The sequence below is a fragment of the Streptomyces sp. NPDC046716 genome (genome assembly GCF_040645755.1).
Classification (GTDB): domain Bacteria; phylum Actinomycetota; class Actinomycetes; order Streptomycetales; family Streptomycetaceae; genus Streptomyces.
Genome location: NZ_JBEYYU010000008.1, coordinates 126,179 through 139,132, shown reverse-complemented (window position 1 = coordinate 139,132; position 12,954 = coordinate 126,179). Strand labels below are relative to the sequence as shown.

Annotated in this window: 8 protein-coding genes; 3 read left to right on the top strand and 5 right to left on the bottom strand. The window is 73.3% G+C overall.

Features of this window, described 5'->3' with window-relative positions:
- Nucleotides 1-105: 105 nt before the first annotated feature.
- Entirely contained in the window at nt 106-1,197 is a 1,092-nt protein-coding gene (locus tag ABZ930_RS08875) for an endo-1,4-beta-xylanase (RefSeq protein WP_361543784.1), read from the top strand.
- Nucleotides 1,198-1,206: 9 nt separating this feature from the next.
- Here the strand turns inward: ABZ930_RS08875 and ABZ930_RS08870 are convergent, their stop codons facing one another.
- The 3 genes from ABZ930_RS08870 to ABZ930_RS08860 all read right to left on the bottom strand — a co-directional run bounded on the left by ABZ930_RS08870 (nt 1,207) and on the right by ABZ930_RS08860 (nt 6,540).
- A complete protein-coding gene (locus ABZ930_RS08870; protein WP_361543781.1) occupies nt 1,207-1,995 on the bottom strand; it encodes a hypothetical protein in 789 nt (262 codons plus the stop codon).
- Nucleotides 1,996-2,239: 244 nt separating this feature from the next.
- On the bottom strand, nt 2,240-4,432 hold the full coding sequence (locus ABZ930_RS08865; protein ID WP_361543778.1) for a DEAD/DEAH box helicase: 2,193 nt from the start codon (nt 4,430-4,432) through the stop codon (nt 2,240-2,242).
- 314 nt (nt 4,433-4,746) lie between these two features.
- On the bottom strand, nt 4,747-6,540 hold the full coding sequence (locus ABZ930_RS08860; protein ID WP_361543775.1) for an ABC transporter ATP-binding protein: 1,794 nt from the start codon (nt 6,538-6,540) through the stop codon (nt 4,747-4,749).
- 352 nt (nt 6,541-6,892) lie between these two features.
- Between ABZ930_RS08860 and ABZ930_RS08855 the strand changes: the two genes are divergently transcribed.
- Nucleotides 6,893-8,431, top strand: a complete 1,539-nt coding sequence (locus ABZ930_RS08855) for a pectate lyase (RefSeq protein ID WP_361543772.1) — start codon at nt 6,893-6,895, stop codon at nt 8,429-8,431.
- Between the two features lie 79 nt (nt 8,432-8,510).
- Nucleotides 8,511-9,050: a hypothetical protein gene (locus ABZ930_RS08850; protein ID WP_361543769.1), complete on the top strand. Its 540-nt coding sequence runs from the start codon at nt 8,511-8,513 to the stop codon at nt 9,048-9,050.
- A 56-nt stretch (nt 9,051-9,106) separates the two neighbouring features.
- On the opposite strand, the gene ABZ930_RS08845 is transcribed toward ABZ930_RS08850, so the two are convergent.
- The gene (locus ABZ930_RS08845) at nt 9,107-11,311 is read right to left on the bottom strand and encodes a PQQ-binding-like beta-propeller repeat protein (RefSeq protein ID WP_361543766.1); all 2,205 of its coding nucleotides are present in this window, start codon (nt 11,309-11,311) and stop codon (nt 9,107-9,109) included.
- A 71-nt stretch (nt 11,312-11,382) separates the two neighbouring features.
- Nucleotides 11,383-12,900 carry a hypothetical protein gene (locus tag ABZ930_RS08840; RefSeq protein ID WP_361543763.1) on the bottom strand — a complete coding sequence of 506 codons (1,518 nt, stop codon included), beginning with the start codon at nt 12,898-12,900 and terminating at the stop codon, nt 11,383-11,385.
- Nucleotides 12,901-12,954 lie beyond the last annotated feature (54 nt).

Below are 12,954 nucleotides of genomic sequence, written 5' to 3'. Positions count from 1 at the left end.
CCCGTACCAGCCCTGTTCATCAGGGCGCTCCACCAGCACGACCGGGAGTCCCGCTCGGCGCACGGCCAACCGCCCATCCCTCCGCACCAGTCGAGGAGACGCACCATGCGCACACCCGCAGCCCGTACCCGTGCCGGATCCGCCGCGCTCGCCGCCACGGCGGCCCTGCTGCTCGGCCTCGCCGCCGCCCCCGCCGCCGTGGCGGGCGCGGACCACCGGCAGGACGCGACGACGCTCGACGGCCTCGCCCACCGGAGCGGCCGCTACTTCGGCTCCGCCGTCGACAACCCGGAACTCGCCGACACCGACTACGCGAACCTGCTGGGCTCCGAGTTCGGCCAGACCACTCCCGGCAACGGCATGAAGTGGTACGCCACCGAACCGCGGCGCGGAGTCTTCGACTTCACCGCAGGCGACGAGATCGTGAACTACGCCAGGTCCAAGGGGCTGACGGTGCGCGGCCACACCCTGCTCTGGCACAGCCAGCTGCCGGACTGGCTCAGCTCCGGCACCTGGAGCGCCGACGAACTGCGCTCGATCCTGAAGAACCACATCACCCAGGTCGTCAAGCACTACCGGGGCAAGGTCTTCGCCTGGGACGTCGCCAACGAGATCATGAACGAGGACGGCACCTACCGCGACAACATCTTCTACAAGACCATCGGCCCGTCCTACATCGCCGACGCCCTGCGCTGGGCGCGCGCCGCCGACCCCAAAGCCAAGCTCTATCTCAACGACTACAACGTCGAGGGCACGGGCGCGAAGTCGGACGCCTACTACGCGCTCATCCAGCGGCTCAAGGCCGACGGCGTCCCCGTCGACGGCTTCGGCATGCAGGCCCACCTCGCGCTCCAGTACGGCTTCCCCTACCAGATGCGGCAGAACATCCAGCGCTTCGCCGACCTCGGCGTCGACGTCGCCGTCACCGAACTCGACATCCGTATGATCCTGCCCGCCGACGCGACCAGGACCGCCCAGCAGGCCGACTGGTACGGGCAGGTCACCAGCGCCTGCCTCGCCGTGCGGCGGTGCGTCGGCATCACCCTGTGGGGCTACTCGGACCGGCACTCGTGGATCCCCGCGGCCTTCGAGGGCCAGGGCGCGGCCCTGCCCTGGGACGAGGAGCTCCGGCGCAAACCGGCGTACGACGCGATCGGCGCGGCGCTGACCGCTGCCGCCGTGCGCCGGACGGGCTGATACCTCGGCTCAGCGGGGCGCCGGGCTCTGGATGAGATGCGCCGCGTGATGGACGATCAACTGCAGCCCGCCGGGCAGCCGTGACGTCGTCACCAGGACCGACGCCTCGCCGTACAGCGGATGCCGGAGCCGGCGCGCCGACGCCTCGGACGGCAGCCGGGGCGAGCGCGAGCGCCACAGCCGGACCCCCAGCGGGTCGGCGGCGATCCGGGCGGCGAGCGCCTGCAGCGAGGTGTCCGCCGGGATCTGGGCGAGGGCCGCGCGGACCCGGGCGACGGCGTCCGCGCGGACCTCATCGATGTCGGCGAACCGCCGCTCCGCGTCCTCGGTGAGCAGCCACAGCACGAGATTGCGGTCCCCGTCCGGGGCCTTGGCCGGGTCGGTGAAGAGCCGCGCCACCGACGCGTTCGCCGCCAGCAGGTTCCATGCGTGGTCCGTGATCAGCGCGGGGTTGGGCTCCATCAGGTCGATGTGGGCCAGCTCCTCGATGCTGGGCCGGCGCCGCTCCACGAGGTCGTACGGGGTGACGTCCGGCTCCGCCGCGAGCAGCAGGAAGGTCTCCCGCGGCTGCCCGGTCAGGCCGAGACCGCCCGCCACGCGCTTGAGGCCGCCGAGATCGATGCCGTGCCCCGTGCCCTCCTCCAGCGCCGTGTAGTGGTGCTCCGCCAGGCCCGTGGCACGTGCCGCCTGCTCCACGGTCAGGCCCAGGGTCTGTCTCCTGCGCGTCAACAGACCGCTCAGCTGCGCGGCGCGCATGTCGTCACGGTGCGTGATCCCGTGCCCTCGGTCGGATGCCATTCTTCTCCCCCTCGTCAGCGCTGCCGTACGGGCAGGTGGTGCGGATGCGGACATGGGTGATGATGCGGACCGGCGGCGCCCCGGTTCATCATCACGGGCAGTTATCACTCGTAAGAGGTGCCGGATGCATGGTCGTTCGGGGAATGGGGCGTGAACTGGTGCGTCGGCCGCGGGTCCTTGTGCGCCGGAGCGCGTCGCGCCCCGCGGGCGACAGCGGAGCGTGAGCGGACGCCGTGGCCGGGGTCTAGGTCTCGTCCCGGACGCCGAGGCGGGCCCGTTCCTCCGCGACGATCCTGCGGGCCAGCTCGGCGTCCGAGACGTCGAACGCGTCCGGGCTCGCCTCCGCCGTGGCGCTGCGCCGCGCGTACGCGTCGAAGAGCCGGTCCTTGGTGGTGAGGATCCGCACCATGCGCTCGTCGACACCGCCCGGCGCGAGCAGCCGGTGCACCCGGACCGACCGGACCTGGCCGATCCGGTGCGCGCGTGCCACGGCCTGGTGCTCCAGGGTCGGCTTGATCTGCGGCTCGCACAGGATCACCACGGACGCGGCCTGGATGTTGAGTCCGATGCCCGCCGCCTGGATCTGCGCCACCAGCACGGCGGGCCCGGACGCCGCCGAGAACGCGTCGACGAGGGCCTGCCGCCGCGCGGGCGGCACACCGCCGGTGAGCGGACCGAACACCGGTCCGCAGGTGCGGGGTTCGGCGCCCTCTGCGCCCTCTGTGTCCTCCGTGTCCAAGGCCGCGTGCACCGCGTCCAGGACATCGCGGAAGTAGGAGAACACCACCACCTTGGCACCGTTCTCACCCGCCTCCCGTACGAGGTCCCGCAGCCGCTGGAGCTTGGCTGACCCCTCGGGGCGGGCGTAGGCGGCGCGGCGCATCGCCATGAAGTTCCCCGCGGCCACCGCCTCGCGGTAGGCCCGCGCGTCCGACGCGCTCAGCTCCTCCCACTCGTCGGTGTGCTGGAGACTGGGGAGTTCGGTGAGCACGTCGTCCTGGTTGCGGCGCAGATAGACGGGGGCGACCGCGGTACGGAAGGCCACCGATCCGGCGAGGCCCGCCTCGGTGTCGAGCCGGTCCGCGAGGTCCGGGTCCAGCATCCGCACCAGGCTGCGGAACTCCGTGACCCGGTTCTCCATCGGGGTGCCGGTCATCAGCAGGACCCGCTCGCAGCGCGCCGCCCACCCGGCGACGGCCTGCGCGCGCAGGGTCTGCGGATTCTTGACGGCGTGCGCCTCGTCGACGACCAGCATGCCCAGCTCGCCGCCGCCGGGCGCGGGGAAGCCGCGCAGGGCGTCGAAGGTGGTGACGGCGACACCGCCGCGCCCCTTCCAGTCGGCGAACGCGTCCTGCCGCCCCGGCCCGTGCAGCGGGACGGCGCGCAGCCGGCTGCGCGTCTCGATCTCCCGGGTCCAGTTGACGAGGACTCCGGCCGGGCAGACCACCAGGAAGTGGCTCTGCCCCTCGGCGGCGAGGTGGGTGAGCACGGCGAGCGCCTGCACGGTCTTGCCGAGGCCCATCTCGTCGCCGAGCACCACCCGGCGCCGGGCGAGGACGAACCGCGCGCCGAACGTCTGGTAGCCGCGCAGCGACACCCGGAGCCCGGTGTCTGTGAGCTGCTGCGTGCGCACCTCGTCGGCGATCCCCGCGGGCAGGAACCCCTCGGCGGCGGCCGTGTCGGGGGCCTGCCCGGCGATCTCTCCGAGCACCCCGTAGTACTCGGCGGCGCGCAGCTCGAAGTCGACCCAGGCGGCTGCCTCGGACGCGGGCCCGCGCAGCAGGTCAACGGAGGCCTGGGCCAGCAGCTCGCCCGTGCCGGCCCGCACCGCCTCCTCGGCGATCCCGCGCACCTCGGCCACGGCCGCCAGCGCCCGGGTCCGCCCCTCCCGCCCGGCGACCAGCATCCGCAGCCGCCCGGCGACGGGCCGCGCCGTCTCCAGGAGCGGACCGAGCCGCCGGGTGAGGGTTTCGGCCTCGGTCACGGCCCGCCGCGCGTCCGGGCCCGCCGCCACCAGCACGTGCAGGGCGGCGACGAGTGCCGTCGTCCGCGGCTCGGGCCGGTCCACGTCGATGTGCACGGCCGCGCTCTCGCGCACGGCGTCCGCGAGCCGTCGCGCCGCGCCCAGGAGGTGGACCGACGTCACCCGTCCCACGCCGGGGATCTGCTGGAGCCGTCCCGGCCCGGCGTCGAGCACCTCGCGGACCGTGCGCAGCCCGCTCCGCTCCACCGGGTCGAGGCGCAGCCTGCCCTCGGTCGCCTCCTGGAGCCGGGACACCGGCATCGCGTCGAGGGCCTGCGTCACCTCGTCGTCGAGGAGCGGCGTCAGCGCCTCGCGCGCGGCCCGTACCGCCCGCTCGTGATCGTCCAGCAGCGACCGCGCCGCCGCGTGCAGCCGAACGCCACCCGCGACCGCCTCCCGCTCCGCGCGCCCCATCCGCCCCGGCTCCTCTCCCTCGGTCCCGCATCCTCTCACCGGGCGGCCATTGACCGGCGCGCTCGGGACGTCCACCTTCTGCCCGGCTGATCGAACCGGTGTCGACGTACCGAACGCGTCCGGAAAGGCTCACCATGGCATCCGCTCCCCTCGGACGAACCCCGCCTGGCGCCGGATCCGCCCAGCGCGCGGCGCGACCGCGACGGCGGTGCGGCCCTGTCCGCGACACCGTCGGCGACTGGTGCGACGCGGCCGACGGCGCCGCGGTCGTCGCCGCCGCGGAATCGGGCACGTACGCGCCCTGACGGGAAGGCTCAGGCGGCCGGCTGGAGACCCGCGTACACCCCGCCCCGGGCGAGGAGTTCGGCATGGGTGCCGGTCTCCGCGATCCGGCCGCCCTCCATCACCACGATGCGGTCGGCGCCCCGGATCGTGGACAGCCGGTGCGCGACCACGAACACGGTCCGGCCGTGCACCAGCCGGGCCAGCGCCTCCTGGACCAGCGCCTCGGAACGGTTGTCGAGCGCCGACGTCGCCTCGTCGAGGACCAGCACCCGCGGATCGCGGATCAGCGCCCGCGCGATGGCGAGCCGCTGCCGCTGCCCGCCGGACAGCCGGGCCCCACGCTCCCCGACGACCGTGTCCAGGCCGTGCGGCAGCCGCCCCACGAACTCCAGCGCGTTCGCGTCGCGCAGCGCCGAGAGCAGCGTCTCCTCGTCGGTGTCGCCGAGACCGTACGTGACGTTGTCGCGGATGCTGCCCTCGAACAGGATCGACTCCTGCGGCACCACCGACAGGAAGCGCCGGTAACTGCGCAGGTCCAGGCCCGCCATGTCCGTGCCGTCCAGCAGGATCCGCCCCGACGTCGGCCGGATGAAACCGATGAGCAGGTTCAGCACCGTCGACTTGCCCGCGCCGGACGCGCCGACCAGGGCGATCGTCTCGCCGGGCCGCGCCGCGAGCGTGAAGCCCGTGACCGCGGGCTCCTCCGGTTTGTCGTCGTAGGCGAACCCCACCGCGTCGAAGTCGATCCGGCCCGTGACCCGCTCCACGGCCGCCTTGCCCGCGTTGCGCTCCAGGTCCGGCGCCTGGAGCACCTCGCCCGCCGAGCGCACCGACTCGAGCCCCTTGCTGATCACGGGGGCCAGGCCCAGCAGGGTCGTCACCGAGCCCGTCAGGATCGTGAAGAACGAACTCAGCATCACCACGTCACCCGGCGACACCGGAAGCCAGCCGTGGTACGCCACCAGCGCCGAACCCGTCAGACAGGCCACCCCGAGGATGTTGAGCAGCACCCAGGCCGCCGAGTTGAAGCGGCCGTTGACGGTGTCGAGGCGCACCCCCGCGGCGAACACCTGGCGCAGCGAGCCGTCGACCCGGCCCAGCGCGGTGCGCTCCAGGCCGTGCGCGCGGGTGATGGGGATCAGCGTCGTCATCTCGCCGACCTTCGAGGAGAGTTGCTCGACCTCGCGGCGGAACTCCTCGTTGTGGCTGCGCATCCGCATCCGCAGCCGCATGACGAGCAGGCCCGCCACCGGCACCACGATCAGGAACACCGGCAGGAACGCGGGCACCCGCACCCCGATGACCACGAGGCCGCCGATGAGCGTGACCACGGCGCCCAGGCCCATGTCGGCGCTCTGCTGCACCATCTGCTCCACCGACTCGACGTCCCTGACCACCTTGGCCTGGAGGACGCTGGAGCTGACCCGGGAGTGGTAGCCGATGTCCAGCTGCTGCATCCGGCGGCACAGGGCCGAGCGCAGCGTGATGCCCATCCGGCGGATGCTGCCGGCGAGGAGCCGCACGTACCACTGGTGCAGCGGGTAGTTGATCACCAGGATGAACAGGAGGACCCCGGTGGCCTGCCACAGCCGGGCCTGCGGTCCGTGCTGCACCACCACGTCCAGGACCACCGCGGTGATCATCGGGAGCAGCCAGATCGGGCTGTGCTTCACGACGAACAGCCCGACCGCGCCGAGGAGTCGGCGGCGGTCGGGGCGGAAGAGGTGACCGAGCGTGCGGAGCGGGTTCTCGCCACGGTAGCGGTGATCGAGATGGTCGAAGTCGGGGGCGGCGTGCGGATACGGGGAAAGCGGTTGCTGCATGGCACGATCTCACCCCGTCCGGCGCCGCGCTTCAACCCCCCGATCTTCCGGGGAGGCCGGTCCGGGCGTGACGTCCTCGCGCGGTGCGCCTGTACGCGTAGGGCGTCAAGTCGGTTCTGAAACATGGGAGTTGGATTTTCTCCGCCGGGCGTCCAGCACCTTGCGGGCGTCACGCGGGGCCCCTATTCTCGCCGCCAGAAAGCGCTTTCCCCGCGCTTTTGTTTCTGTGACGATCCGTCCCGTGGAAGCGCCCGGCCGCTTCCGGATCCGGCACAGCTGCTCCACACCCGCGGTGCCGCCCCCGGCACCCAGGAGCACCATCCGGAATCCGAGTAGGAACAGGGACACCAGCATGAGACGACGAGTCGCACGGAAGATCTACGCGGCGACGGCCGCCCTGGGCGTGGCCGCCGCCACCGGCGCGATCCTGTCGATGCCCTCGGCATCGGCGGCCGTGGCCGGCAGCGCCTCCGGCTACGCCACCCAGAACGGCGGCACCACCGGCGGCGCCGGCGGGACGACGGTCAAGGCCACCACCGGCACCCAGATCCACCAGGCCCTGTGCGGCCGGGCCGCGAGCGACACCCCGATCACCATCGAGGTCGAGGGCACCATCAACCACGCCAACACCGCCAAGGTGTCCGGCGACAGCTGCAACACCGCCGCCGGGGTGATCGAGCTCAAGCAGATCAGCAACGTCACCCTCGTCGGCGTCGGCAGTGGCGCCGTCTTCGACCAACTGGGCATCCACGTACGGGAGTCCAGCAACATCATCATCCAGAACGTGACCGTCCGGAACGTCAAGAAGTCCGGCAGCCCCACCTCCAACGGCGGCGACGCCATCGGCATGGAGAGCGACGTCCACAACGTCTGGGTCGACCACGTGAACCTCCTCGCCTCGGGCGGCGAGTCGGACGGCTACGACGGGCTCTTCGACCTGAAGGCCAACACCCGCTACGTCACCCTGTCGTACAGCACGCTGCGCAACTCGGGCCGCGGCGGCCTGATCAACTCCAGCGACAGCGACGTCGACAGCAGCTTCGTCACCTTCCACCACAACCTGTACGAGAACATCGACTCGCGCGCACCCCTGCTGCGCGGCGGCACGGCCCACATGTACAACAACTACTACCTGAGCCTGAACGAGTCGGGCATCAACTCCCGCGTCGGCGCCAAGGCCAAGGTCGACAACAACTACTTCGAGGACTCCAAGGACGTCCTCGGCACCTTCTACACCGACCTCGCCGGATACTGGCAGGTCAGCGGCAACATCTTCGACAACGTCACCTGGTCCGAACCCGGTGACGACACCAACCCGGCCGGGCCCGACCCGGTCTCCAACACCACGGTCTCCATCCCGTACGCCTACACCCTCGACGCCGCGAGCTGCGTGCCGGACGTGGTGAAGCGGACGGCGGGCGCGGGCACCGGTCTCAAGGTGTCGGACGGCAGCTGCTCGCCGCAGAGCCCCGACCCGACCACCACCCCGACGGCGAGCCCGACCACCCCGGAGCCGACCGACCCCGCCGGCACCAACCTCAGCCTCGGTGCGGGCGCCGACGGCACCAGCAAGGCATCCGGCACCAGCTACGGCAACGTACGGGACGGGGACCTGAGCACCTACTGGTCGCCGGCCGGCACGACCGGCGCGGTCTCCGTCAAGTGGGGCTCGGCCACCACCGTGTCCTCCGTCCGCATCCGCGAGGCGGACGGCGCGACCGGGGCCATCGGGTCCTGGCGGCTGCTGAACGCCGACACCGGAGCGGTCCTGAAGACCGGTAGCGGCGCGGGCACCGTCTCCTTCTCGGCCACCTCCCTGAAGAAGCTCACCTTCGAGATCACCGGCGCCACCGGGACCCCGAGGGTCGCCGAGTTCGAGACGTACGCCTGACGGACCGGGTGCGGGGTCGCCGCCCATGATCGGATACGCTTCCGCGGACCTGACATGTACAGAAAGAGGAGCTGTGTCCGTGAAGCGGCGCCCCGCACTGGCCGGACTCACCCTGGCGCTCGTCGTCACCCTCACGGCCTGCGGAGGCGGTGACACCGGCAAGGCGGCCCCGTCCTCCGGCAAGGCCACGACGGGCAGCGTCACGGTCGACGGGGACGCGCCCCGCAAGGCGAAGAGCACCAAGGTCACCGGCGTCCGCGACACCGAACGCCACATCACCCGGAAGACCTCGACCTCCACCCGGCCGCACTACGTCAAGAAGTGCGACACCGACACCCACCGGGTCAAGCACACCAGGCGCAGCAACGGCCGCACCAAGACCTGGTACACCACCGAGACCGACCGGGACTGCCACAAGGTGCGCCGCGGCACCGAGAAGTACACCCGCGTCGTGCGCCGCGAGCGCTGGTGCGTGCGGCTCGACGACGTGTCCGGCGCACAGGTCACGACCGGCCAGGACGACGTCTGGTTCCGGGTGCCGCGGTCCGAGTACAGCGACGTGCGCGTCGCCGACCAGCGGGCGAAGGTGACCATCCAGCCCATGGCGCGGGGGTGTTGAGCCAGCGGCAAGCTCCGGGGGCGATCGCATCCCGGTGACGGCCGCGTCGGCGTGCCCTACAGAGGATTGGTGTGCGGCTTCGCCGACGGGTCAGTCGGGGACACCGACAGCAGCCGGCCGTGTGCCGCGACGATCAGGGCGTCGTCCACCAGCGTGAGGGACGGCGCCGAGCGCATGCCCCCGGCCTGAGCGGGCGCCGGGCGGTCGGGCCCGCGCCACTTGATGAGACCGGTGCTCGGCTGGACGGCGGTCACCCGGTCCGTGCCGGAGAGGAAGTACGCCTCGTCACGCCGGTCGTTGAGCACCGGCGCCGTGGCGATCCCCAGGCTCTCCGTGCCGCCCGGGCGGGACCACAGGTGGCGGCCCGTGAGCGCGTCCACGGCGTCGATCTTGCCGGTGCCGAGCATGAAGTAGACGATGCCGCCCACCAGATGGGGCGTGGCCCGCGCGCTCGGGTCGATGCCGGTGATCGGCGTCGTGGTCGCCGCCCCCGTCGTCGCGTCGACGCGGACCAGCTTCGTGTACGAGCCGGGGTCCTCCGCACCGGCCCCGGCCGCCTTGTCCGTACCCAGCGCGACGATGTCGCCGTCGGCCCGTCCGATCGGCTCGAACCCGGCCGCGGTGGTGGCGAGTTGCCGCACCGCGCCGTCGTCCCGCCCGAACCGGAGAACCCGGTGCGGTCCTTCGCCGTCCTCGCACGTGCCGAAGAGCGTGCCCTCGTACGCGGACAGGTCGCAGTCGCCGCCCGTCGGCCGCTCGGTCCGCCACAGCTCCTTGCCGTCCGTGGCCCGCAGCGCCACGATCCGCCGGTCGCCGGGCGCGACGGTGAAGACGGTGCCGTCGCTCATCGCCGCGAACCGCCGGGGGTTCGCCATGCCCTGCTGCCAGACGATGTCGCCGTCGGCCAGGGCACGGCCCACGACGACGAAGCCGCCGGCCGGGGTCTTCTCCAGGGTGACCACGGTGCGGTCGGTGACGCCGAGCGGCCGGATCACGTCCTGCGGGATGCCCGTCCGCCAGGCCACCGACCCGTCGGCGGCGTCGACCCGGGCGACGGCGTGCCCGCCGTCGACGCAGTACAGCTCCTGCCCGTGCACCGCACAGCCCTGGGCGTCCGCGTACGCGCCGCCCCTGGTGGTGCCGAGCACCGTCTGCCAGGCGTGCCAGCCGGCGGGCAGCGCGACCGGCGCGCTCGGGGACGGCTTGGCGTCGGAGCCGCCCGACGCGGCCTGCGGAGCGTGCAGCAGCACGGCGCCGCCGCCCACCACCACGGCGAGCCCGAGCGCGCCGCCGAGCAGCCGGAGCAGGGTGCGGGAGCGGCGGGCGGGCGGCGCCGTACCGGCCGTCGTCGTGGCCTGGGCGGTCGGGGACGGTCTGGTGGTGGCGGTCGCCGCGGGCCGGTGGCCGGGGTCGGCCGGGGCGGGTGCGGACCCGGTGGCGGGCAGCCCGCGCAGTCCGGCCAGGAGGGTGCCGAGGGCGGCGCGGTCGCTCTCCTCCTTGACCAGGCACGGTTCGACGGCGGCCCGCAGCGCGTCCGGGACGCCCGTCAGGTCCGGCTGCTCGTGCACGACGTGATAGGCGGTCAGATAAGGGCTGTCGGCGTCGAACGGGCCGCGTCCCGTCGCCGCGAACACCAGGACCGCCGCCAGCGAGAAGACATCGGAGGCCGGGCCCGCCTCGCGCGGGCTCTGCAACTGCTCCGGCGACATGAACGGCGGCGTGCCGAGCACCCGGCCCGTCATGGTCAGGGCCTGGTTGTCGGCGGCGCGCGAGATGCCGAAGTCGATGACGCGCGGCCCGTCCTGCGACAGCACGATGTTGGCCGGCTTCAGATCGCGGTGGACGAGCCCGGCGCGATGGATGTCCCGCAGCGCCTCCACCAGACCGATCGCGAGATCCCGCAGCTCCCGCCCGTACAGCGCCCCGTGCGTACGCACCCGGTCGGCGAGCGTGGGCCCGTCGATGAACGCGGTCGCCATCCAGGGGCGTACGGCGTCGGGGTCCGCGTCGACCACGGCCGCCGTGAACGCCCCGCTGACCCGGCGGGCGGCGGCGACCTCCTGCCGGAAGCGGCCGCGGAACTCCTCGTCGTCGGCGAACTGCTGGTGCACCACCTTGAGCGCGACCCTGCGGCCCGTCGGGGAGGTGGCCGCGTAGACGATGCCCATGCCGCCCGAGCCGATCCGGTCGAGCAGCGTGTAGTCGCCGATCGCCCGCGGATCCTCCGTGCTCAGTGGCACCCCGCCCGTCCCTTCGCTCACCCTTGATCCCTGCGCCACCACCCTAGGCGACGGGTCTCACGGGCTCGCCGGGGGCAGCGGCGCGGTGGCGGTCACCGGGCGCGGACCGCCCGGTGGAGCGCCTCGGCGGCGAGCTGCGCGGCCGCCCGCTGGGTCGTCGTGGAGAGCAGTTCCTCGCGGATCGGACCGCCGGCCGCGAGATGCCGGTCGTAGGGCAGATGGACCACCCCGACGCCGGTCTCCCGCAGATGGCCCATGGCGGTGCCGAGATCGAGGTTCTGGTCGGGGGTGCCCGAGGTGAGCGCCACGACCGTGGAGGACAGCGCCGAGTGCGGCAGTCCGGACAGCCAGTCGAGCACCACCCGGGTGCCGCCGACGCCCTCGACGGTCATCGGCGCGACGACGACACGGGCGTGCGCGGTGTCCATCGCCGTCCGCGCGACCTCGCCGGGCAGCGTCTCGCAGTCGGCGACGGTCACCGCGAAGTGGCGGCGCAGGCCCAGCGTGACGGTGCGGTACGTGGGGATGTCCAGCGGCGGCCCGACCCGGCCCTGACTCGCGGGCAGCAGCCAGCCGCCGTCCGGCAGCGGCACCAGATACCCGGTGATGTCGAGCAGATGCATCTCCGGCGTCAGGATCTGCGCCAGCTCCGTGATGGACCAGCGCACCGTGGGCGCGCCGAGCCGCACGGCCAGCGTGCCGAGCGCGGCGTCCGCCTCCAGCGCGAGCACGGGGTCCTGGCGTACGCGCTGCAGCGTCCTGGCGACCAGCGCGGCCGTCGTCGTCTTGCCGACACCGCCGCGGATCGAGGTCACGGCGACGATCCGCCCCGACGACACCGGCACCTGCAACTCCCGTGCCAGCCGCGCCTCCGCGCCGCCCGGCTGCGCCTTGGGCGTGGCGAGCCGCCGGATCGACTGCCCGGTCCGCCGCGCCACGGAGTCGCCGTGCACGGGCCGCCCGACGGCCTGCGTCAGGCGCGGATCGACGGTGGGCACGGATTCGGGCGCCGGGAACGGGATCGCAGGGGCGGCCGTGCGCGGGCGGACCACGGGCGCCGCGCTCTGCGGGAGGGAGCCGGGTGATGCCGGGGGCCGCGCGGGGGGAGCGGGAGGCACGGGCGTGGGGACGGCGTCCGTCGGGGCGGGAGTTGCCGACGTGCCTGTGCTCACGGGCGCGGAACCCTGCGCCGGTTCCGGCGTCGGTTCGGTGTCCGGCGGTGGCTCGACGAGCGGCGCGGAGAACGTGATCGTCGCCGTGTCCGACGCTGCCGGTACGGGTGCTGACGCGGCATCAGGCTGCGCGGGCTCCGGCCGGGCGTCGAAAGGGCTGGGCGGCTCGGGCGCCGGCGCCGGGTCGAAGGGGCTGGGTTCCGCGTCGTCGCTCTCCGAAGCGGGAGCGGACGGCGGTGCCGGTGCCGGTGTCGGGGGCGCGGGAGCCTCGACGGGCTTCGGGCGTGCGGCCGAGGCGGGCCGACGGCGGCCCGGGTTCGGGCGCGAGGCGTCCGGATGGCGGACCGGGAGCGGGGCCTTGGCGGCCGCGGGCGCCGGGGCGGCGCCGGAGGCGGACCCCTCCACGGGCGTCACCGCGCCACCGGGCCCATGCCCCATGGACCGGACCTCACGTCGAACTCCATCGGCGCACCCCCGAAATCGAGCCTCACC

Excerpts from the sequence above, each read along its gene's own strand:
- ABZ930_RS08875 (WP_361543784.1), top strand. The coding sequence starts at position 106 with ATGCGCACACCCGCAGCCCGTACCCGTGCCGGATCCGCCGCGCTCGCC.
- ABZ930_RS08870 (WP_361543781.1), bottom strand. The coding sequence starts at position 1,995 with ATGGCATCCGACCGAGGGCACGGGATCACGCACCGTGACGACATGCGC.
- ABZ930_RS08865 (WP_361543778.1), bottom strand. The coding sequence starts at position 4,432 with ATGGGGCGCGCGGAGCGGGAGGCGGTCGCGGGTGGCGTTCGGCTGCAC.
- ABZ930_RS08860 (WP_361543775.1), bottom strand. The coding sequence starts at position 6,540 with ATGCAGCAACCGCTTTCCCCGTATCCGCACGCCGCCCCCGACTTCGAC.
- ABZ930_RS08855 (WP_361543772.1), top strand. The coding sequence starts at position 6,893 with ATGAGACGACGAGTCGCACGGAAGATCTACGCGGCGACGGCCGCCCTG.
- ABZ930_RS08840 (WP_361543763.1), bottom strand. The coding sequence starts at position 12,900 with ATGGGGCATGGGCCCGGTGGCGCGGTGACGCCCGTGGAGGGGTCCGCC.